This is a genomic window from Stenotrophomonas sp. YJH_SMC_73 (genome assembly GCF_059370155.1).
Window position 1 is genome coordinate 39,950 of record NZ_JCAFTJ010000013.1, and the last position, 19,813, is coordinate 59,762.

The window sequence follows — 19,813 nt, forward strand, 5'->3', positions numbered from 1 at the left end:
GAAAGGGATCCGACCCCGCCTGCGCCGGTAGTGCCGGCCGCTGGCCGGCACCGCGCACGATCAGTAGCGGTAGTGGTCCGGCTTGAACGGGCCTTCCACCGGCACGCCGATGTAGTCGGCCTGTTCCTGGCTCAGGGTGGTCAGCTTCACGCCGATCTTTTCCAGGTGCAGGCGAGCCACTTCTTCGTCCAGCTTCTTCGGCAGCAGGTACACCTTCTTCTCGTAGCTGTCCTTGTTCGCCCACAGGTCGATCTGTGCCAGGGTCTGGTTGGCGAAGCTGTTGGACATCACGAAGCTCGGGTGGCCGGTGGCGCAGCCCAGGTTCACCAGGCGGCCTTCGGCCAGCAGGAAGATCGCATTACCGTTCGGGAAGATGTACTTGTCGACCTGCGGCTTGATGTTGACATGCTTGATGCCGGCGAAGGACACCAGTGCGTCGACCTGGATCTCATTGTCGAAGTGGCCGATGTTGCAGACAATGGCCTGGTCCTTCATCGCGCTCAGGTGCTCGATGCGGATGATGTCCCTGTTGCCGGTGGTGGTGACGTACAGGTCGGCACGGCCCAGGGTCGATTCGATGGTGTTGACTTCATAGCCTTCCATCGCCGCCTGCAGGGCGCAGATCGGGTCGATCTCGGTGACGATCACGCGCGCGCCGTAGGCACGCAGCGACGCGGCGCAGCCCTTGCCGACATCGCCGTAGCCACAGACCACGGCTACCTTGCCGGCCAGCATCACGTCCATCGCGCGCTTCAGGCCGTCGGCCAGCGACTCGCGGCAGCCATACAGGTTGTCGAACTTGCTCTTGGTGACCGAGTCGTTGACGTTGATCGCCGGGATCAGCAGGGTGCCGGCCTGGGCCAGCTGGTACAGGCGGTGCACGCCGGTGGTGGTCTCTTCGGAGACGCCCTTCCAGTCCTTGACCACGCGGCCCCAGTAACCCGGGCGCTCCTTGGCGACGCGCTTGAGCAGGTTCTTGATGACCTGTTCTTCGTGCGAGGCGGACGCGGTGTTGACCCAGTCGCTGCCGTTCTCCAGTTCGTAGCCCTTGTGGATCAGCAGGGTCACGTCACCGCCGTCGTCCACCACCAGTTCCGGGCCGGTCAGGGTGCCGTCGGCCAGGGTGAAGGTCAGCGCGTCCAGGGTGCAGTCCCAGTACTCTTCCAGGGTCTCGCCCTTCCAGGCGAACACCGGGGTGCCGGTGGCGGCGATGGCGGCAGCCGCGTGGTCCTGGGTCGAGAAGATGTTGCACGAGGCCCAGCGCACGTCGGCGCCGATGTCCTTCAGGGTCTCGATCAGCACCGCGGTCTGGATGGTCATGTGCAGCGAGCCGGTCACGCGCACGCCCTTCAGCGGCAGCTCGGCCTGGTACTTGCGGCGGATCGACATCAGGCCCGGCATTTCGTGCTCGGCGATGTCCAGTTCCTTGCGGCCCCAGTCGGCCAGCGTGATGTCGCGGATCTTGTAATCACCTTCGGTGGAGAAGGTCTTGGCAACAGCGTTCATTCGTGTGCTCCGGTTGTGGGCGAGCGGGTGCTCGCATCTAGCCGGGCGCCGTTGTTACAAAGCCACCTTACCGAGCCTGGCCGGGCCTCATCGGATCCGGTCGCAGCGCCCCTCGGCAGGGGAGAACCCCCATTATATCGCGGCCCCGGCATGACATCCGGATGACCCAACCATCGGCAGATGGGGGCGCGTGCACGGCCTGTTAAGGTCGGTGCTTTCACGCATCACGCAGGTAGAACGATGAGCATGCACGCGCGCCGTACGCGGCGCTGGACCGGCCTGGTCCTGTCGATGGGACTGCTGGCCGTGGCCCCGCTGGCCTGGGCGGTGGCCCCACAGCCCGCTGCAGCACAGGCCCAGGGCGTCAATGGCTACGAACTGCCCTCGGCGGCGCTGCAGGCGGTGGTCGACGCACCGCGCGCGCCGTCGCTGCACCTGTCGCCTCGCCGCGACATGGCCGCGTTGATGCAGATGCCGTCGCTGCCGTCGATCCGGGTGGTGGCGCAGCCGGAACTGAAGCTGGCCGGCCTGCGCATCAACCCGCGCACGTTCTCCGACAGCCGTTTCAGCTTCGGCGAGAAGCTGTGGCTGATGAACGTGGCCGATGGCAAGGAACGGCAGATCAGCGGCCTGCCGGCCACGCTGTCGATCGCCAGCCTGATGTGGTCTCCGGATCAGAAGTGGCTCGCTTTCAACCAGGTCGACGCCACCAGCGGCGCCAACGAACTGTGGCTGGTGGACGTGGCCTCCGGCAGCGCCCGCCGCCTGGTTGCCGGCCTGAACACGGTGATCGGCAGCGGTTACCAGTGGCTGCCGGACAGCCGCGGGCTGGTGGTGTTCACCCGCCCGGCCAACCTCGGTGCGGCCCCGGCCACCGACGGCATCCCGACCGGCCCGGCCGTGCAGCAGACCCGCCGGGGCGATGGCGTGGTGTCGATCCGTACCTACCAGGACCTGCTGAAGAACGAGGCTGACGCGCGCCAGTTCGACTACTACGCCACCACACAGCCGGTGGAAGTCAGCCTGGATGGCAGCACCCGCCCGATCGGCGCGGCCGGCATCTTCATGGGCTTCTCCGTGTCGCCGGATGGCCGCTTCGTGCTGCGCCAGCCGGTGCAGCGCCCGTATTCCTACGTGGTGCCGGTGAGCAGTTTCCCGCGCCGCATTGAAGTGATCGACCGTGCCAGCGGCAAGCTGGTGCATACCGTGGCCGTGCGTCCACTGGTGGAAGGCCTGCCGACCGGCAACGACGCCGAAGTGACCGGCGTGCGTGACATCGGCTGGCGTGGTGATGCCGACGCGACCCTGGTCTGGGCCGAAGCGCAGGATGGTGGCGACCCGAACAGGGATGCCAAGGTGCGCGATGCGGTGCTGATGCAGGCCGCGCCGTTCGACACGCCGCCGGTGACGCTGGCCCAGCTGGGCAGCCGCCTGGCCGGTATCAGCTGGGGCCGTGGCGACCTGGCCCTGCTGACCGAATCGTGGTGGAAGACCCGCAGGACCAAGACCTGGCTGATCGCCCCGGACAATGCCAGCGCCGAACCGCGCCTGCTGTGGGATCGCGATGCGCAGGACCGCTACGCCGATCCGGGCCGGCCGCTGCGGGCCAGCGACGAGCGCGGCCGTTCGCTGCTGCAGACCAGCGCCGATGGCGGCAGCCTGTACCTGGCCGGCGCCGGTGCTTCGCCGGAAGGCGACCGTCCGTTCGTGGACCGCTTCGACATCGCCACGGGCAAGGCAACGCGCCTGTTCCACTCGCAGGCACCGAGCTATGCGCTGCCGGTGGCATTGCTGGACAAGCAGGGCAGTTCGCTGCTGCTGAGCCGCGAGAGCCCGGACGAGCCGGCCAACTTCTACGTGCAGTCGCTGGCCGATGCTGGGAGCGCACCGCGCGCGCTGACCCATTTCGCGCATCCGCTGCCGCAGCTGAAGGGTGTGCAGAAGGAGCAGATCCGCTACAAGCGCAAGGACGGCGTCGACCTGACCGCGACCCTGCTGCTGCCGCCGGGATACGACCCGAAGCGCGACGGCCCGCGCCCGCTGCTGATGTGGGCCTACCCGGGCGAGTTCAAGAGCGCGGCCGCGGCCAGCCAGGTGACCGATTCGCCGTATCGCTTCAATGCGGTCAGCTACTGGGGCCCGCAGGCGTTCCTGGCCAAGGGTTACGTGGTGCTGGCCAGCCCGTCGATGCCGATCATCGGCGAGGGCGACAAGGAGCCGAACGACACCTACATCGAACAACTGGTGGCCAATGCGCAGGCGGCCGTGGATGAAGTGGTGCGGCGTGGCGTGACCGACCGCGATCACATCGCCATTGGTGGCCATTCGTACGGTGCGTTCATGACGGCCAACCTGCTGGCACACACCCGCCTGTTCAAGGCGGGCATTGCGCGCAGCGGCGCCTACAACCGCACGCTCACGCCGTTCGGCTTCCAGGCCGAGGAGCGCAACTACTGGCAGGCGCAGGACGTCTACCAGAAGATGGCGCCGTTCAATTACGCCGACAGGATCAAGGATCCGATCCTGTTCATCCACGGCGTGGACGACAACAACTCCGGCACGTTCCCGATCCAGAGCGAGCGCATGTTCGCGGCGGTGAAGGGCCTGGGTGGCACCGCGCGGCTGGTGATGCTGCCCAACGAATCGCATGCCTACCGCGCACGCGAATCGATCATGACCATGCTGGCCGAGAGCGAGCGCTGGCTGGAGCAGACCATCGGCCCGGCCGAGCAGGGCACGGCGAAGAAGAAGCGCTGATACGTGCATGAGGGTGGCCGCTGCAACAGCGGCCGCCTGTGCGGCTGCGCCGCCGCCCGAGCATGGGCTCGGGCGCTACACGGTGTCACGCGCCATGACGCTTGTAGAGCCGAGCCCATGCTCGGCTGCGTCCGCCATGGATACGTGCAGATGAAACCATTCTTGCATCGCAGCACGACGCCCGATCTGGGATAGGCTTGGGGTCTGGATCCGTTGACCGAGGCCTGTGCGTCGCCGATGAACGAGTACCGCAGCAGCATCGAGTTTGCTTCCCCCGATCTTCCGCTTCGCGATGACGTGCGCCGGCTCGGCGCACTGGTGGGTGACCTGCTGGTCGAACAGGTTTCGGCCGCGTTTCTCGACGATGTCGAGGACGTGCGCACCCGCGCCATTGCCCGCCGCGAGAACCAGGCGCCGCTGTCGGAGCTGGCCGAAGGGCTGGCCGGGCGCACGCCGCAGCAGGCCGAGACCATGGTGCGGGCCTTCAGCACCTACTTCCAGGTGGTCAACATCGCCGAGCGCGTGCATCGCATCCGCCGCCGCCGTGATTACCAGCGTGCCGGTACCGCCGGGGCGCAGCCCGACGGCCTGCAGGATGCGCTGCAGCACCTGAAGGCGCAGGGCGTGGGCCTGGATGAGCTGGCGCAGTGGCTGCCGCGCATCGACATCGAACCGGTGTTCACCGCGCACCCGACCGAAGCGGTGCGCCGCGCGCTGCTGGAGAAAGAGCAGCTGATGGTGGCCAGCCTGGTCGACAACCTCGACGGCCAGCGCACGCCGGGGGAAGCGGCCGCCGATGCTGCGCGCTTCCGCATGGCGCTGACCGCTTCGTGGCAAACCACCGATTCCTCGCCGGTGCGGCCTACCGTCGATGACGAGCGCGAGCACGTCGGCTTCTATCTGGTGCAGGTGCTGTACCGGGTGATCCCGGTGCTGTACGAATCGCTGCAGCAGGCGCTGCGCGATACCTACGGCGAAGAACTGCCGCTGCCGCGCCTGCTGCGCTTCGGTACGTGGGTGGGCGGCGACATGGACGGCAACCCGAACGTGGATGCCCACACCATCCGCACTACGCTGGACGCGCAACGGCAGGCCGTGCTGGGTCGCTACCAGAAGGAACTGCTGCAGCTGGCCAGCCTGCTCAGCCAGTCCACCGAGCGGGTGGGCGTGAGCGAGGCGCTGCAGGCGCGCGTGGCGCACTACCAGCAGCTGCTGCCGCAGGTGCAGTCGCGCCCGCGCCATGCCGACATGCCGTACCGCCTGCTCAACGACCGCATGCGCGCACGCCTGCAGGCAACGCTGGACGATGGCGAGGGCGCCTACGCCGGCCCGGACGAACTGATCGACGACCTGCAGCTGATCCTCGACAGCCTGCGCGCCAACCGCGGCGAACATGCCGGTGGCTTCGCCGTGCAGCGCCTGCTGTGGCGGGTGAAGACCTTCGGCTTCCACCTGGCGCGGTTGGACGTGCGCCAGGAATCGAGCGTGCACGCGCGCGCGCTGGCCACGGTGCTGGGCGGCGACGCAGCGTGGGACGGCCTGGATGCAGTGGGCCGCGCGCGCCTGCTGGCGCCGCATGCCAGTGGTGACGCGCCGTTGCCGAAGGGCGACGACGAAGGCAACCGGCGACTGGACGCCGTGTTCGCCGCGCTGGCCGATGCCCGTGCGCGGCATGGTGGCGATGCACTGGGCAGCTACATCATCTCGATGGCACATGACCGCAGCGACGTGCTGGCGGTGCTGGCGCTGGCGCGCCGTGGCGGCCTGGTGGAAGAGAACGGATCAGTACCGCTGGATATCGCGCCGCTGTTCGAGACGGTGGAGGACCTCAAGCGCGGCACCGTGACCCTGCGTGATCTGCTGGCCGACCCGATCTATCGCGCGCACCTGCAAGCACGCGATGACGTGCAGATGGTGATGCTGGGCTATTCGGACAGCAGCAAGGACGGTGGCATCGCCGCATCGCGCTGGGGCCTGCAGCGTGCACAGGTGGAACTGCTGGAGGTGGCGGCCGAGGCCGGCATCCGCCTGACCTTCTTCCATGGCCGTGGCGGCTCGATCAGCCGCGGTGGCGGCAAGACCACGCACGCGGTGGACGCATCGCCGCGCGGCAGCATCGATGGCCGCCTGCGGGTGACCGAGCAGGGCGAGGTGATCCATCGCAAGTACGGCATCCGTGCGCTGGCCCTGCGCTCGCTGGAGCAGGCCACCGGTGCGGTGCTGCGTGCCAGCCTGCGCCCGCGTGCCGCCGAGCCGCGCGAGGATGAGTGGCGACCGGTAATGGACGCGGTGGCATCGGCCAGCAGCGAGGTGTATCGCGCGTTCGTTGGCCAGGCCGGTTTCATGGACTACTTCCGCACCGCCACGCCGATCGACGTGATCGAACGCATGACGCTGGGCTCGCGGCCATCGCGCCGGCTCGGCCAGGACGCCGCGCTGGGCAACCTGCGTGCGATTCCCTGGGTGTTCGCCTGGAGCCAGGCGCGCGCGGTGATTCCTGGTTGGTACGGCGTGGGCAGTGGCCTGCAGGCGGCGGTTGCTGCCGGCCACGAACAGACCCTGCGCGAGATGGCGCGGGACTGGCCGTTCTTCCGCACCTTCCTGGACGACATCGCGATGGTGCTGTCCAAGGGCGATATCACCATCGCCGAGCAGTTTTCGCTGTTGTCGGGTGAACTGCACGGGCACTTCTTCCCGCAGGTGCAGCGCGAACTGGAACTCACCCGGCACTGGCTGCTGGCGCTGATGGACCAGCGGACGCTGCTCGACCACGATGCGCGGCTGGCGCTGTCGATCCGCCTGCGCAATCCCTACGTCGATCCGATCAGCGTGCTGCAGGTGGACCTGTTGCAGCGCTGGCGGGCCAGCGGGCGCGAGGATGACGGGTTGCTGCGCGCGCTGGTGGCCTGCGTGAACGGTGTTGCGCAGGGCGTGCAGAACACCGGTTGATCCGCATCCGCCGGGCATGGCCCGGCGAATTCGCAATGGTAGTGCCGGCCGCTGGCCGGCAACCTCATGATGTCCGGCAGCACGCGCGAGGTTGCCGGCCAGCGGCCGGCACTACCTCATTCCTCCGGTGACGGCGGATTCGATGCCAGCAGTTCCAGATGGCGCTGTTCCATTTCCTGGCGCAGCTGGCGGCGGATCTGCGCGGCGGCCTGGCGGCGCTTCTCGTCGGACGTCGCCGGCTGCAGGGGCGGGACGGGCGTCGGCCGGCCTTCCTCATCCACGGCCACCATGGTGAAGAAGCAGCTGTTGGCGTGGCGCACGCTGCGCTTGAGGATGTCCTCGGCCACCACCTTGATGCCGATCTCCATCGACGAGGTGCCGGTATGGTTCACCGAGGCCAGGAAGGTGACCAGCTCGCCCACCGCGATCGGCTGGCGGAACATCACCTGGTCCACCGACAGGGTGACCACGTAGCTGCCGGCGTAACGGCTGGCGCAGGCGTAGGCAACCTGGTCGAGCAGGCGCAGGATGGCGCCGCCGTGGACCTTGCCGGAGAAATTGGCCATCTCCGGCGACATCAGCACGGTCATGGACAGCTGGTGGGTTTTCAGTTCGGTCGACATGCGGCGATTGTATCGGCGTGGCGTAGCTCTTGTAGAGCCGAGCCCATGCTCGGCTGCTCTTGTCGCAGGAAAAAGAAAGCCGAGCATGGGCTCGGCTCTACAGAAAGCAGAAGGGCCGCGTGAGCGGCCCTTCGCGTTTCTTACTTCAGCTTCGCATCGGCGCGCAGGGCGGCGGCGCGGTCGGTCTTCTCCCAGGAGAAGGCCGTGGCGTTGACGGTCTCGCCTTCGCCGTTGAGGTAGCTGAACTCCTTCGGCTTGCGGCCGAAGTGGCCGTAGGCCGCGGTCTGCTGGTACATCGGGTGCACCAGGTCCAGCATCTTGATGATGCCGTACGGGCGCAGGTCGAAGTGCTTGCGGATCAGCTTCTCGATCTTGTCGTCGCTGATCTTGCCGGTGCCGAAGGTGGTGACCGAGATCGAGGTCGGCTCAGCCACGCCGATGGCGTAGGAGACCTGCACTTCGCAACGGTCGGCCAGGCCGGCGGCCACCACGTTCTTGGCGACGTAGCGGGCCGCGTAGGCTGCCGAACGGTCGACCTTGGACGGGTCCTTGCCGGAGAAGGCACCACCACCGTGACGGGCCCAGCCGCCGTAGGTGTCTACGATGATCTTGCGGCCGGTCAGGCCGCAGTCGCCCACCGGGCCACCGATCTCGAACTTGCCGGTCGGGTTGATGTGGAACTTGGTGCCCTTGTGCAGCCACTTGGCCGGCAGCACCGGCTTGATGATCTCTTCGCGGACGGCCTCGATGAGGTCCTTCTGCTTGATGCCGGGGGCGTGCTGGGTCGACAGGACCACGGCGTCGATGGCCGAGACCACGCCGTTTTCATAGCGCAGGGTGACCTGGCTCTTGGCGTCCGGACGCAGCCACGACAGCGGCGAGTTCTTCTTCTTGCGGATCTTGGCCTGCTGCTCGACCAGGCGGTGCGACAGGTGGATCGCGGCCGGCATGTAGCTGTCGGTCTCGTTGGTGGCATAGCCGAACATCAGGCCCTGGTCGCCAGCGCCCATTTCTTCCGGCTTCTTGCGATCCACGCCCTGGGCGATGTGCGGCGACTGCTTGCCGATCAGGTTCAGCACGCCGCAGGTGGCGCCGTCGAAACCGACGTCGGAGCTGTCGTAGCCGATGTCCGTGATGACCTTGCGGGTCAGCGCTTCCAGGTCGATCCAGGCGCTGGTGGTGATTTCACCGGCCACGATGGCAACGCCGGTCTTGACCATGGTCTCGCAGGCCACGCGGGCGCGCTGGTCCTGGGTCAGGATCGCGTCCAGCACCGCATCGGAGATCTGGTCGGCAACCTTGTCCGGATGGCCTTCGGAGACCGACTCGGAGGTGAAGAGATAGCTGGACATCAGGCGTAATATCCCTTGATTCGGATGGAAAGATGGGCGCGCATGATACACGGGGTGCGCCGCCTGTGCATTGTGAACCTGTGCCGGTTGCCGGTGGTTAAGCCCGCGTAGGCCTGGAGGGGCCGTCCCTTGGGGATTGGGGCCCAGCCTTGAGGCCCAGTGTTCCACCAGCGTGACAACAGACGGGACGGCTGCCGGCCCCGACCGCGCAGGCAGCGACCTCGCCGCGAAGGCGGGCCGGCCGTCATCGTTCTGCCCCGAAACCGCCATCTGGCTGCCGCCTGCCGGGCGCAGGCTGTCGGCCAATCCGGCCGCCGGGCATCAGTGGATCCGCCATGCAGGAACTCGAACAGCGTCTCCAGCAACGTTTCCCCGATTGGTTCCATGGCCGTCGCGGCCAACTGGCGCGGCCGCTGCTGCGCAGCGTCGGGCGCTGGTCGCGCCTGGACCAGATCGAAGCCTTCCTGCAGCGCAGCTCAGGACTGCGCGGCTTCGGTTTCGTCGCCGCCGGCCTGGAATTCATCGGCGGCCAGTACCAGGTGGATCCGGCCGCGCTGGCCAGGATCCCGGCCACCGGCCGCCTGCTGATCGTCGCCAACCACCCCTCCGGGGCACTGGATGCCCTCGCACTGCTGGACGCGGTTGGCCGTATCCGCCGCGACGTGCGGATCGTGGCCAACGATCTGCTGGGGGCGATCGCGCCGCTGCAGGACCTGCTGCTGCCGGTGCGCATCCTCGGCGGCAAGGCCCGGCGCGGCAGCCTGCATGCCGTGGAGGAAGCGTTGAGCGCCGAGCAGTGCGTGATCGTGTTCCCGGCCGGCGAGGTCTCGCGGCTGTCGCTGCGCGGCATCCGTGATGGCCGCTGGCAGCGCGGGTTCGTCCGCTTTGCCCGCGCAGCCGGCGCGCCGGTGCTGCCGGTGCGGGTGGAAGCGCGCAACTCGGCGCTGTTCTACGGCGCCTCGACCCTGTTCAAGCCGGCCGGCACTGCGCTGCTGGCGCGCGAAATGTTCACCCGCCGTGGCCGCCCGCTGCGGCTGAGCATCGGCGAGCCGATGCAGCTGGGCAAGGGCGGTGACCCGGGCGCACAGCTGCTGGCGGTGCGCCGCGCGCTGTACGCGCTGGGCCGCAACGGCGCGGCCGGCAATGCCGCTGCCTGCGCTGGCCCCGAGCCATTGGCGTCTCCGGTGCCGCCTTCGCAGGTCGCCGCCGGCATTGCCGCGGCCACCCAGCTGGGCCAGACCGCCGATGGCAAGCAGATCCTGTTGGCGACCTGTACCGCCGATTCACCGCTGCTGCTGGAACTGGGCCGCCTGCGCGAGCTGACCTTCCGCCAGGTGGGCGAGGGCACCGGGCGCAGCCGCGACCTGGACGCCTACGATCCGCAGTACGAGCACATCGTGATCTGGGACGCGGCGGCGCAGCGCATTGCCGGTGCCTACCGCATCATGCGCGGCGCCCAGGCCCTGGCCCGGCACGGCCTGTCCGGGCTCTACAGCGCGTCGCTGTTCCGCTATTCCGACGATGCCATCACCCACATTGCCGAGGGCCTGGAGCTGGGCCGCAGCTTCGTGGTGCCCGATTACTGGGGCAGCCGCAGCCTGGACTACCTGTGGCAGGGCATCGGCGCCTACCTGCAGTGCCGGCCGGGCATCCGCTACCTGTTCGGCGCGGTCTCGATCAGCGCAGCGCTGCCGCGCGATGCGCGCGAGCAGCTGGTGGCCTACTACCAGCGCTACTACGGCGGAACCGCCGGGCTGGCCGAATCGAACCGCCCCTTCCAGTACTTCGCCGCACCGCCAAGTTTCGGCGAGCTGGATGCTGGTGCCGCGTTCGATGTGCTCAAGGCCAACCTGGCCGCACTGGGTACCGGCGTGCCGACGCTGTACCGCCAGTACACCGATCTGTGCGAACCCGGCGGCGCGCGCTTCCTCGCCTTCGGCGTGGACCCGGACTTCAGCGATTCGATCGACGGCCTGATCGAAGTGGACCTGTACGCGATCCGGCCGAACAAGCGCAAACGCTATCTGCGCGACGCGGGTGCGCCGGCATGAGCACGCTGGCGAACCTGTCGCCGCACCGGCGCGCAGTGTTCGTCTCCGACGTGCACCTGGGCTCACGTCATTGCCATGCCACCGAGCTGGCGCGGTTCCTCTCGCAGCTGCGCTGCGAGCGGTTGTACCTGGTCGGCGACATCATCGACCTGTGGTGGATGGCGCATCGCCGCGCCAACTGGCGGCAGTCGCACAGCGAAGTCATCCAGGCCCTGCACGCGCTGCGCCGTGCAGGGACCGAGATCATCTACATTCCCGGCAACCACGATGCCTCGCTGCGCCAGGTGTGCGGGCTGATGTTGCCGGCCATGCAGGTGCGCCGCCGTGCCATCCACGTGACCGCCGATGGCCGCCGGCTGCTGGTCGCGCATGGCGACGACTACGACGGCGTGACCCATTTCGGTGGCCTGCAGGAAAAGTTCGGCGACTGGCTGTACTACCGCATCCTGACCGGCAACCAGGCGCTGAACGCGGTACGGCGCCGGCTTGGCATGCGCTACTGGTCGCTGTCGGAGTTCCTGAAGAAGCGCAGCGGGGCCGCCGAACGCTACATCGAGCGCTTCGTGCAGGCCGGGCTGGACGACGTGCGCCGGCGCGGCCTGGATGGCATCGTCTGCGGCCACATCCACCGCGCGGCGCTGGTCGAACGCGATGGCCTGGTCTACGCCAACGACGGCGACTGGGTGGAGAGCCTGACCGCACTGGCCGAGGACCATGATGGTGCGCTGCGCCTGCTCGACCACAACGGCCAGACCCTGGTGGAACTGCCAGGCGCGCGGTTGTCGCAGGCGGCATAACGCGCGTCTGTCCTACTGTAGAGCCGAGCCCATGCTCGGCTGACGTGGCGCCGAACGAAGCGCAGCCGAGCATGGGCTCGGCTCTACATGCACCGCCCGCAAGCCGCTAGCATCGGCCCATGGACTCCCTGACCCAGATCGTGCTCGGTGGCGCCGTCGCCGCTGCCATCGCCCCGCCCGGACATCGCCGCGCGGCCCTGCTCGCTGGTGCCGCGCTTGGCACCCTGCCGGACCTCGACGCGCTGTGGCTCGGTTTCACCGCAGCCGATCCGGTGGCGAACATGATCGAGCACCGCAGTTTCAGTCATTCGCTGCTGGTACTGCCATGGGTGGCGGCATTGATCTGGTGGCTGTTCAAGCGCTTCGGCAATGGCCGCGTCGCGCAGTCATCGCTGCGCTGGTTCTGGGCGATCCAGCTGGCGCTGGTCACCCATCCGGTGCTGGATGCGTTCACCGTGTATGGCACCCAGTTGTGGTGGCCGCTGCGCCCGCATCCGACCATGGGATCCAGTGTCTTCATCATCGATCCGGGGTATACGGTGTGGCTTCTGCTGGGCTGCGTGCTGGCCTGGTTCGGCCGCGCCCGGCCCTGGGCGGGCAAGGTGCTGGGCGTGGCCCTGCTGCTCAGCAGTGGCTACCTGGGCTGGGGCCTGATCGCCAAGTCACAGGTCGACCGTGCCGCACAGCAGAGCCTGGCCGCGATGGGCCTGGGCGATGCGCCGCGCTTCTCGGTACCGATGCCGTTCAACACCCTGCTGTGGCGGGTGGTGGCGATGACGCCCAATGGCTACGTGGTGGGTGACCGCTCGCTGGTGGCCGACCACGGGCCGATGCGGTTCGAAGGCCATGCGTCCAACGTACAGGCCTTGCGCGAAGCGCAGGCCATCCCGGCGGTGCAGCAGCTGACGTGGTTCAACCGCGGTTTCATGCGTGCGCAGGTGGTTGACGGCCGGTTGGTGCTGAGTGACCTGCGCATGGGGCTGGAGCCGTACTACACCTTCAACTTCGTCGTGGCCGGGCAGGCCGACGGGCAGTGGCGGGCGATCGTTCCCGAGCAGGTGCGGGTGGATTACAGCAGTCCCGCCGCGCGTGCCGACGCCGGTCGCCGCCTGGCGGCGATGTGGCAGCGGATCTGGCAGGAGCCGGCGGCGGCGCCGGGCGCGGCCGACCACACCGCCGTGCATTGATCACTGGATCCACGCATGGCGTGGCTCTACGCCCCCGATCGGCAGCAGAACACCGGATCAATACACCGTGGCGCGGCCCTGGACGAACGAGTAGAAGAACACGGCGTTCGGGTCGTTCTGCACCAGGCGGAACTCGCGGCGCATGCCTTCCACGGTTTCCTCGTCCACCGAGCCGGCCTGCAGCAGCTGGTCGGCGGCCGACAGCAGGAGCTGTTCCCAGAACGCGATCATCGTCTTGCGACGCGCCGGTTCGCGGTTGTCCAGGTGGATGGTCTTGATCTCGGTGTGCACGTCGCGGAAGCCGCCGGCCAGCAGCAGGTTGCCCAGCTTTGCACCGACGAACGGGTCACCGCCATGGTCGTACTGGAAGTCGTTGAAGGCCATCCAGTAGCGCCAGATGTGCGGCGAGTACGGGTCGAGCAGGAACGAGGCATTCATCACTTCGGTGATGTAGACCGGCGAACCCGGTGCCAGCACGCGGCGCACTTCGCTCAGCACCCGCGCCGGTGAAGGCACGTGTTCCAGCACCCAGCACAGGAACGCCGAGTCGAAGCTGCGTGCCTCGAACGGCAGCTCGCCGGCATCGGCCTGCTGCAGGGTGTATCGGTCGCTGCACCACGGCGTGCGCGCCAGGTTCTCGCGCGCGGTGGCCAGCTGCGTTTCGCTCAGGTCCACGCCGGTCACGTGCAGCTCGGGGAAGCGGCGCAGCAGGATCTCGGTCTGCGCACCGACGCCACTGCCGACTTCCAGCAGGCGCCGCGCGCCGCTGTAGTCGATCTGGCCGAAGATGCTCGATTCCAGCAGCCGGGCCTGGGTCATCAGGCGCTGCTGTTCGGTGCCGGAAAATCCGTGCAGATAGGTCGGGGAGGAAATCGGCGGGGTCATGGGGCGGGCTCTTGTAGCGTCGAGCGTGCTCGACGGCTCTGGAAATTCAGTCGAGCAAGCTCGACTCGACGGCATGGCAGTACGCTCAGGCAGCAGATGACAACGCGGGTTCCCCGGCGATCAGGCGGTCGAAGTACTCCGTGGTCAGCGCGATCTGGCCCTGCGGGTCTTCGGCACGGTTGACCACGGCGCGGAAGGCGGCGTTCTCCGGCCGGTCCTTGGCATACCAGCCCAGGTGCTTGCGCGCGATGCGCACGCCCTGCGGTTCACCATAGAAGGCATGCAGCGCGTGCAGGTGGCCGAGCAGGATGTCGCGCACTTCCGCCAGCGATGGCGGCGGCAGTTCCTCGCCGGTGGCCAGGTAGTGCGCCACTTCGCGGAAGATCCACGGCCGGCCCTGCGCGGAGCGGCCGATCATCACTGCATCCACCCCGGTCTGCTGCAGCACGTGGGCGGCCTTCTGCGGTGAATCGATGTCACCGTTGGCGATCACCGGGATGCGCAGCGCAGCCTTGATCTCGCCGATGGTGGCGTACTCGGCCTGGCCGGTGTAATGCTGGTCGCGGGTGCGGCCATGCACGGCCAGCGCGGCGATGCCGCTGGCCTCGGCGATGCGGGCGATCACCGGGCCATTGCGATGGTCGCAGTCCCAACCGGTGCGGATCTTCAGCGTGACCGGCACGTCCACTGCGTTGACCACGGCTTCGAGGATGCGCGCCACCAGCTGCTCGTCGCGCATCAGCGCCGAGCCCGCCCAGGCGTTGCACACCTTCTTGGCCGGGCAGCCCATGTTGATGTCGATGATCTGCGCGCCGTGGTCGACGTTGTAGCGCGCGGCCTCGGCCAGCTGCTGCGGCTCGGTGCCGGCGATCTGCACGCTGATCGGGGCCGGCTCGCCGTCATGGTCCATGCGGTGGATCGACTTTCGCGTGTTCCAGAAGCGCGGGTCGCTGATGGTCATTTCCGAGGCGGCCAGTCCCGCACCCAGCCGTTTGCACAGCAGGCGGAAGGGCTTGTCGGTGACGCCGGCCATGGGTGCCAGCACGACGTTCGGGGCAATGGTGTACGGGCCGATCTGCATGCGCCCATTGTAGGGCGCGGGCGGCGGTACGGCCGTGCCGCGCGCGGTCCGGTTCAGGCCGATCGGCACCGACCTCATGCCGTACCGGCATCAGCAGATGCTTGACGGTTGCTTCCGCCGCCCCCACGGGCGGGCGATGGTGGGCGGCTACCCCAGGCTCTGCCAGGCCTGGCGGGTACCCAGCGCGAAGGCCAGCCCCAAGCCCAGGCAGACCAGCGAGCTGACCGCCCAGAAGCGCGTGCCGTTGTACCCCGGCCGGAACAGCGCCAGGCCGAAGCCCATCGCGGCACGCAGCAACAGCAGCGCGGCGATGCCGGGCAGGACCAGGCGGCTGGCCGGCAGCGGCGAATGCCAGCCCGCGGCGGCCAGTGCGTACAGGGTCCAGGCCACCAGCACGGCAGTGATGCCGGCGGTCATCAGCGGTGGCCACCAGTGCCCCGCATGCGCCAGCCGGACCACGCGCTGGCCGGCACCGAAGTACCTGTACCACGCGGCGCCGAAGGCGATGCAGCCGATATGCAGCAGCGCCGCCACGGCACTGCCGGCGGCCGCGACCAGCAGCCAGGGGAATCCGTCCATGTCCTGCCCGTGCGAGGAAGCTGCGCGGATGGTGGGCGAGGGGCAGGATGTGGGCAATGCGACAGGCGGTCGCAGGGGCTGGGCAATGGGCAAAAGAATGGCCCGGGTGTCTGCACACCCGGGCCTTGTCATCCACGCGTGGCGTGGAATTACCTGGCTTCAGCGTCGGCCGGGGTGAAGCGCGGCATCGCCGCAGCGGCGCCTTCCTTCTCGGTCGAACGGCCGGCGAACTGGTTGGCGAAGCGCACGTGGCGGGCGAACGGGGCGTCGGCCACCTGCGCCAGCGACGCGGCCAGCGCACCGTTGAAGGCGTCACCGGCACCGGTGGTGTCGATCGCCTGCACCTGTTCGGCACCCACGCGGTAGTACGGCTGGGTATCGCCGCGCAGGTTCTCGTCGGCATGCGACACGAACACGCCCACCGAACCCAGGGTCACCACCACGGTGCCGTTGCCGACCAGCTTGCGGCACAGCGCGTGCAGGCTGGCGCCATCCAGCGCGGCGACGTCGTTGGCATCCACGCGCTCACCGACATGGCGGCCGAGCAGGGCAGCGAACTCGGTTTCGTTCGGGGTGATCACATCGGCCAGCTTGAGCAGGCCGATGGTCGAGGGCGCATCGGCCGGTGCGGTATTGAGTACGGTGGTGACACCGGCCTCGCGGGCCGTGGCCAGCGCCGCTTCGATGGTCTGCACCGGCGATTCCAGCTGCACCAGCACCACCTTGGCGCGGGTCAGCAGGGCCTGCTGCTGTTGCAGGAAATCGGTGCCCAGCGCGGCGTTGGCACCCGGGCCGATCACGATGGTGTTGCGGCCACGCGCGTCCACGTAGATGCCCGCGGTGCCGGTCGGTTCGCTGCTGGCCTCGGCGATCAGCGCGAAGCCATCCTGCGCAGCCAGTTCACGCGCGGTGGCGCCACCGGCGTCATCGCCCAACGCGCACACGAAGTGCGTGTCGGCACCGGCGCGGCAGGCCGCCACCGCCTGGTTGAAGCCCTTGCCCCCGGGGCCGGTGCTGTAGCGGCCGGCAATGGTCGCACCCGGTGCCGGCAGCGACTCACACCGCCACACGTGATCGACATTGAAGGAACCGACGACAACGACACTGCTGCTCATAGGGAATCTTTTCTCAACCAAGGGTTCAACTGAAGTGCGTCAGCACGCCGGCGATGGTCGCCGTCATGAAGGTGGCAATGGTACCGCCCAACACCGCGCGCAGGCCGAACTTGGCCAGGTCGTGGCGACGTTCCGGGGCCAGGCCGCCGATGCCGCCGATCTGGATCGCGATCGAGCTGAAGTTGGCAAAGCCGCACAGCGCGTAGGTGGCGATCAGGCGACCTTCCTCGGACAGGCTCACGCCGGCCACCTGGCCGTTCACGATCTGCGACAGTTCGGTGTAGGCGACGAATTCGTTGATCACGACCTTCTGGCCGATCAGCGAACCGACGGTGGTGGCATCAGCCCACGGGGTACCGATCACCCAGGCGATCGGGGCCAGCACGTAACCGAAGATGGTCGACAGGTTGGTCGGCTTGCCGATGGCAGCGGCCAGGCCGGTCACCTCGCCGATCCAGGTCAACGGGGCGTTCAGCAGCGCGATCAGGGCGATGAAGGCCAGCAGCATCGCGCCGATGTTCAGCGCCAGCTTCAGGCCGTCACCGGCACCGGCAGCGGCCGCGTCGATGATGTTGCTGGAGGTCTTTTCGACTTCCATCTTCACCGTGCCGCGGGTCAGCGGGGTGCCGGTTTCCGGAATCAGCAGCTTGGCCACGACCAGGGTGGCCGGTGCGGCCATGATGCTCGCTGCCAGCAGGTGCTTGGCGTAGAAGGCCTGCTGCGCCGGGTCGCCACCGCCGAGCATGCCCACATAGGCCGCCAGCACGCCGCCGGCGATGTGGGCCATGCCGCCGATCATCATGGTCAGCAGCTCGGACTGGGTCATCCTGGCGATGTACGGGCGCACGGTCAGCGGCGCCTCGGTCTGGCCGATGAAGACGCTGGCGCAGACGCTGGTGGTTTCCGCGCCGGACACGCGCATCACCTTGGTGATCGACCACGCCATCACGCGCACGATCGCCTGCATGACGTTGAGGTGGTACATCACCCCCATCAGCGCCGAGAAGAAGATGATGGTCGGCAGCACCTGGAAGGCGAAGATGAAGCCGTAGTTCTTGGTGTCCATCAACGAGCCGAAGATGAAGCCCGAGCCTTCGTTGACGAAGCTGAGAACCTTGACGAAGCCCTTGCCCAGCGCATCGAACACGTCGCGGCCGCCCGGCACCAGGATCACCAGCGCCGCGAACGCGATCTGCAGGGTGATACCGGTGGCAACCAGCTTCCAGTCAACCGCACGCTTGTTGTTGGAAAACAACCAGGTGATGCCGATCAGCACCGCCAACCCGAACAGGCCGAAGCCGATCCTGCCCAAACCTTCGACCATGTGAGTGACTCCCCTGGGGCGTCGCGAAAAACGGGAAGCCTAGTGCAGGGCAGGGGCCGGGGCAAGAAAAAGCAGCGTGCGCGCATCTATCGGTACCGATCAGGCCAGCAACGGCAAGGGCTTGCGGCCGGCGGCGGCAGGTAGAATGGGGCTCGATCCCGGCCCGGATGCGGGCCCGCAGCAGGAGATTCGCATGCAATACCGTCGCCTGGGCTCCACCGGCCTGCCGATTTCCGCCCTGTCCTTCGGCGCCTGGGTGACCTTCGGTGACCAGATCCCGCGCGACGAGGCCCGCAACCTGGTGGCCGCCGCCTGGGACCACGGCGTCAACTTCTTCGACAACGCCGAGGGCTATGCCAACGGCCGCGCCGAACAGGTGATGGGCGATGTGATCGCCGACCTGCGGCTGCCGCGCGACGGCCTCTGCGTCTCCAGCAAGGTGTTCTTCGGCAGCGCCAAGGACCCACGGCCGACCCAGCGCGGCCTGTCGCGCAAGCATGTGACCGACGCCTGCCATGCGGCGCTCAAGCGCCTGCGGGTGGACTACCTGGACCTTTATTACTGCCATCGCCCGGATCCGGACGCGCCGGTCGCCGAGACCGTGCATGCCATGGATACCCTGGTGCGGCAAGGCAAGATCCTCTACTGGGGGACCTCGGAGTGGTCGGCGGTGCAGATCCAGCAGGCGCTGGACATCGCCGAGGCGCGCAACCTGCAGGGCCCGTCGATGGAGCAGCCGCAGTACAACCTGCTGCACCGCGAACGGGTCGAGGTCGAGTACGCGCCGCTGTATGCCGGTGCCGGCCTGGGCACCACCATCTTCTCGCCGCTGGCCTCGGGCCTGCTGAGTGGCAAGTACGACCAGGGCATTCCGGCCGATGCGCGGCTGGGCCGCGAGGGCATGGAATGGCTGCAGGCGCTGGTGCTGGGTGACGACGCCGAGGCCCGCCTGGCCCAGGTGCGCCGCTTCAGCGAGGTGGCGCGTGCGCTGGGGCAGGCGCCGGCCACGCTGGCCATCGCCTGGTGCCTGCGCAACCCGAACGTCTCCAGCGTGATCCTCGGTGCCAGCCGGGTCAGCCAGCTGCTGCAGAACCTGCAGGCGCTGGAGGTGCTGGAGCAGGTCGACGCCGCCGGCTGGGCCGACGTCGAAGCCGCCTTCGCCTGAACCCGGGGGCCGACCGGGCCTCGGGGGCCTCGGTAGAGTCGACTCTATACGGCTGGGTCGCCATTTGATTGACATGATCTATCGAATTTCAGAATTCGATCATTAATCTCATCAATCAAATTGAGAATGGTTGTTGATTGTCAACTGAGAATCATTATCATTTGACTCGTCCCTCGCACGAGTCCAGATGCTCATGAATGCTCAACCTGTACTGCTGCGCCCCGAAACGCTGACCCTCCGCGATCGTCCGGTCCGTGTCGTTCCGCCGGAAGAGGTCATCGACAGCGAAGCCCTGCTCAAGGGCCGTCGTGAAATCCTGATCCAGCACGGCGACCGCTTCTATCGCCTGCGGCACACCAGCAACGACAAGCTGATCCTGACCAAGTAATCGCGGCCTGGTCGCCCGCCCCCCTCCCTCCTGCCGGCCGCGCCGGCAGGGTGG

General features: G+C 67.9%; 15 protein-coding genes and 1 riboswitch. Of the genes, 7 read left to right on the forward strand and 8 right to left on the reverse strand.

The genetic code is table 11. The features are described from left to right. Window positions 1–60: 60 nt before the first annotated feature. Window positions 61–1,506, reverse strand: a complete 1,446-nt coding sequence (ahcY, locus tag AC5P8R_RS18410; RefSeq protein WP_014645960.1) for an adenosylhomocysteinase — start codon at window positions 1,504–1,506, stop codon at window positions 61–63. Window positions 1,507–1,542: 36 nt separating this feature from the next. Beyond that, a riboswitch (S-adenosyl-L-homocysteine riboswitch) is annotated at window positions 1,543–1,626 on the reverse strand. A 120-nt stretch (window positions 1,627–1,746) separates the two neighbouring features. Between ahcY and AC5P8R_RS18415 the strand changes: the two genes are divergently transcribed. Together AC5P8R_RS18415 and ppc are read left to right on the forward strand one after the other, a co-directional pair. Continuing rightward, window positions 1,747–4,263, forward strand: coding sequence for a S9 family peptidase (locus tag AC5P8R_RS18415; protein WP_169411164.1), 2,517 nt, complete (start codon window positions 1,747–1,749; stop codon window positions 4,261–4,263). A 237-nt stretch (window positions 4,264–4,500) separates the two neighbouring features. Further along, window positions 4,501–7,212, forward strand: a complete 2,712-nt coding sequence (gene ppc / locus AC5P8R_RS18420) for a phosphoenolpyruvate carboxylase (RefSeq protein ID WP_414611595.1) — start codon at window positions 4,501–4,503, stop codon at window positions 7,210–7,212. 116 nt (window positions 7,213–7,328) lie between these two features. Here the strand turns inward: ppc and AC5P8R_RS18425 are convergent, their stop codons facing one another. Both AC5P8R_RS18425 and metK read right to left on the reverse strand, forming a co-directional pair. Continuing rightward, window positions 7,329–7,835 (reverse strand): acyl-CoA thioesterase, encoded by a 507-nt coding sequence (locus tag AC5P8R_RS18425; protein WP_010481883.1) that lies wholly within the window; start codon window positions 7,833–7,835, stop codon window positions 7,329–7,331. A 140-nt stretch (window positions 7,836–7,975) separates the two neighbouring features. Further along, window positions 7,976–9,187, reverse strand: coding sequence for a methionine adenosyltransferase (gene metK, locus AC5P8R_RS18430; protein ID WP_010481882.1), 1,212 nt, complete (start codon window positions 9,185–9,187; stop codon window positions 7,976–7,978). 335 nt (window positions 9,188–9,522) lie between these two features. Between metK and olsF the strand changes: the two genes are divergently transcribed. The 3 genes from olsF to AC5P8R_RS18445 all read left to right on the forward strand — a co-directional run bounded on the left by olsF (window position 9,523) and on the right by AC5P8R_RS18445 (window position 13,222). Then, the gene (gene olsF / locus AC5P8R_RS18435; RefSeq protein WP_495223709.1) at window positions 9,523–11,238 is read left to right on the forward strand and encodes a bifunctional ornithine lipid synthase OlsF; all 1,716 of its coding nucleotides are present in this window, start codon (window positions 9,523–9,525) and stop codon (window positions 11,236–11,238) included. After that, entirely contained in the window at window positions 11,235–12,035 is an 801-nt protein-coding gene (locus AC5P8R_RS18440) for a UDP-2,3-diacylglucosamine diphosphatase (protein WP_005412268.1), read from the forward strand. Before olsF ends, AC5P8R_RS18440 begins: the two co-directional genes overlap by 4 nt. A 119-nt stretch (window positions 12,036–12,154) precedes the next feature. After that, window positions 12,155–13,222, forward strand: a complete 1,068-nt coding sequence (locus tag AC5P8R_RS18445) for a metal-dependent hydrolase (RefSeq protein WP_495223710.1) — start codon at window positions 12,155–12,157, stop codon at window positions 13,220–13,222. A 57-nt stretch (window positions 13,223–13,279) separates the two neighbouring features. On the opposite strand, the gene AC5P8R_RS18450 is transcribed toward AC5P8R_RS18445, so the two are convergent. The 5 genes from AC5P8R_RS18450 to AC5P8R_RS18470 form a co-directional block, all read right to left on the reverse strand. Continuing rightward, the gene (locus tag AC5P8R_RS18450; protein WP_005415318.1) at window positions 13,280–14,107 is read right to left on the reverse strand and encodes a class I SAM-dependent methyltransferase; all 828 of its coding nucleotides are present in this window, start codon (window positions 14,105–14,107) and stop codon (window positions 13,280–13,282) included. Between the two features lie 85 nt (window positions 14,108–14,192). Beyond that, window positions 14,193–15,188 carry a tRNA dihydrouridine synthase DusB gene (gene dusB, locus AC5P8R_RS18455; protein ID WP_046428891.1) on the reverse strand — a complete coding sequence of 332 codons (996 nt, stop codon included), beginning with the start codon at window positions 15,186–15,188 and terminating at the stop codon, window positions 14,193–14,195. A 147-nt stretch (window positions 15,189–15,335) separates the two neighbouring features. Beyond that, the gene (locus AC5P8R_RS18460; RefSeq protein ID WP_049406097.1) at window positions 15,336–15,767 is read right to left on the reverse strand and encodes a hypothetical protein; all 432 of its coding nucleotides are present in this window, start codon (window positions 15,765–15,767) and stop codon (window positions 15,336–15,338) included. 149 nt (window positions 15,768–15,916) lie between these two features. Beyond that, window positions 15,917–16,882, reverse strand: coding sequence for a ribokinase (locus tag AC5P8R_RS18465; protein ID WP_014645967.1), 966 nt, complete (start codon window positions 16,880–16,882; stop codon window positions 15,917–15,919). A 25-nt stretch (window positions 16,883–16,907) separates the two neighbouring features. Continuing rightward, window positions 16,908–18,206, reverse strand: coding sequence for a NupC/NupG family nucleoside CNT transporter (locus tag AC5P8R_RS18470; protein WP_014645968.1), 1,299 nt, complete (start codon window positions 18,204–18,206; stop codon window positions 16,908–16,910). Window positions 18,207–18,399: 193 nt separating this feature from the next. Between AC5P8R_RS18470 and AC5P8R_RS18475 the strand changes: the two genes are divergently transcribed. Both AC5P8R_RS18475 and hemP read left to right on the forward strand, forming a co-directional pair. Continuing rightward, window positions 18,400–19,371 (forward strand): aldo/keto reductase, encoded by a 972-nt coding sequence (locus AC5P8R_RS18475; RefSeq protein ID WP_329890038.1) that lies wholly within the window; start codon window positions 18,400–18,402, stop codon window positions 19,369–19,371. 193 nt (window positions 19,372–19,564) lie between these two features. Then, on the forward strand, window positions 19,565–19,759 hold the full coding sequence (gene hemP / locus AC5P8R_RS18480; RefSeq protein WP_005412278.1) for a hemin uptake protein HemP: 195 nt from the start codon (window positions 19,565–19,567) through the stop codon (window positions 19,757–19,759). The last annotated feature ends 54 nt before the right edge of the window (window positions 19,760–19,813 follow it).

Coding starts and splice junctions, on each gene's coding strand:
- metK (WP_010481882.1), bottom strand. CDS start 9,187: ATGTCCAGCTATCTCTTCACCTCCGAGTCGGTCTCCGAAGGCCATCCG.
- hemP (WP_005412278.1), top strand. CDS start 19,565: ATGAATGCTCAACCTGTACTGCTGCGCCCCGAAACGCTGACCCTCCGC.
- AC5P8R_RS18460 (WP_049406097.1), bottom strand. CDS start 15,767: ATGGACGGATTCCCCTGGCTGCTGGTCGCGGCCGCCGGCAGTGCCGTG.
- olsF (WP_495223709.1), top strand. CDS start 9,523: ATGCAGGAACTCGAACAGCGTCTCCAGCAACGTTTCCCCGATTGGTTC.
- AC5P8R_RS18445 (WP_495223710.1), top strand. CDS start 12,155: ATGGACTCCCTGACCCAGATCGTGCTCGGTGGCGCCGTCGCCGCTGCC.
- AC5P8R_RS18470 (WP_014645968.1), bottom strand. CDS start 18,206: ATGGTCGAAGGTTTGGGCAGGATCGGCTTCGGCCTGTTCGGGTTGGCG.
- ahcY (WP_014645960.1), bottom strand. CDS start 1,506: ATGAACGCTGTTGCCAAGACCTTCTCCACCGAAGGTGATTACAAGATC.
- ppc (WP_414611595.1), top strand. CDS start 4,501: ATGAACGAGTACCGCAGCAGCATCGAGTTTGCTTCCCCCGATCTTCCG.
- AC5P8R_RS18415 (WP_169411164.1), top strand. CDS start 1,747: ATGAGCATGCACGCGCGCCGTACGCGGCGCTGGACCGGCCTGGTCCTG.
- AC5P8R_RS18465 (WP_014645967.1), bottom strand. CDS start 16,882: ATGAGCAGCAGTGTCGTTGTCGTCGGTTCCTTCAATGTCGATCACGTG.
- AC5P8R_RS18440 (WP_005412268.1), top strand. CDS start 11,235: ATGAGCACGCTGGCGAACCTGTCGCCGCACCGGCGCGCAGTGTTCGTC.
- AC5P8R_RS18425 (WP_010481883.1), bottom strand. CDS start 7,835: ATGTCGACCGAACTGAAAACCCACCAGCTGTCCATGACCGTGCTGATG.
- AC5P8R_RS18475 (WP_329890038.1), top strand. CDS start 18,400: ATGCAATACCGTCGCCTGGGCTCCACCGGCCTGCCGATTTCCGCCCTG.
- dusB (WP_046428891.1), bottom strand. CDS start 15,188: ATGCAGATCGGCCCGTACACCATTGCCCCGAACGTCGTGCTGGCACCC.
- AC5P8R_RS18450 (WP_005415318.1), bottom strand. CDS start 14,107: ATGACCCCGCCGATTTCCTCCCCGACCTATCTGCACGGATTTTCCGGC.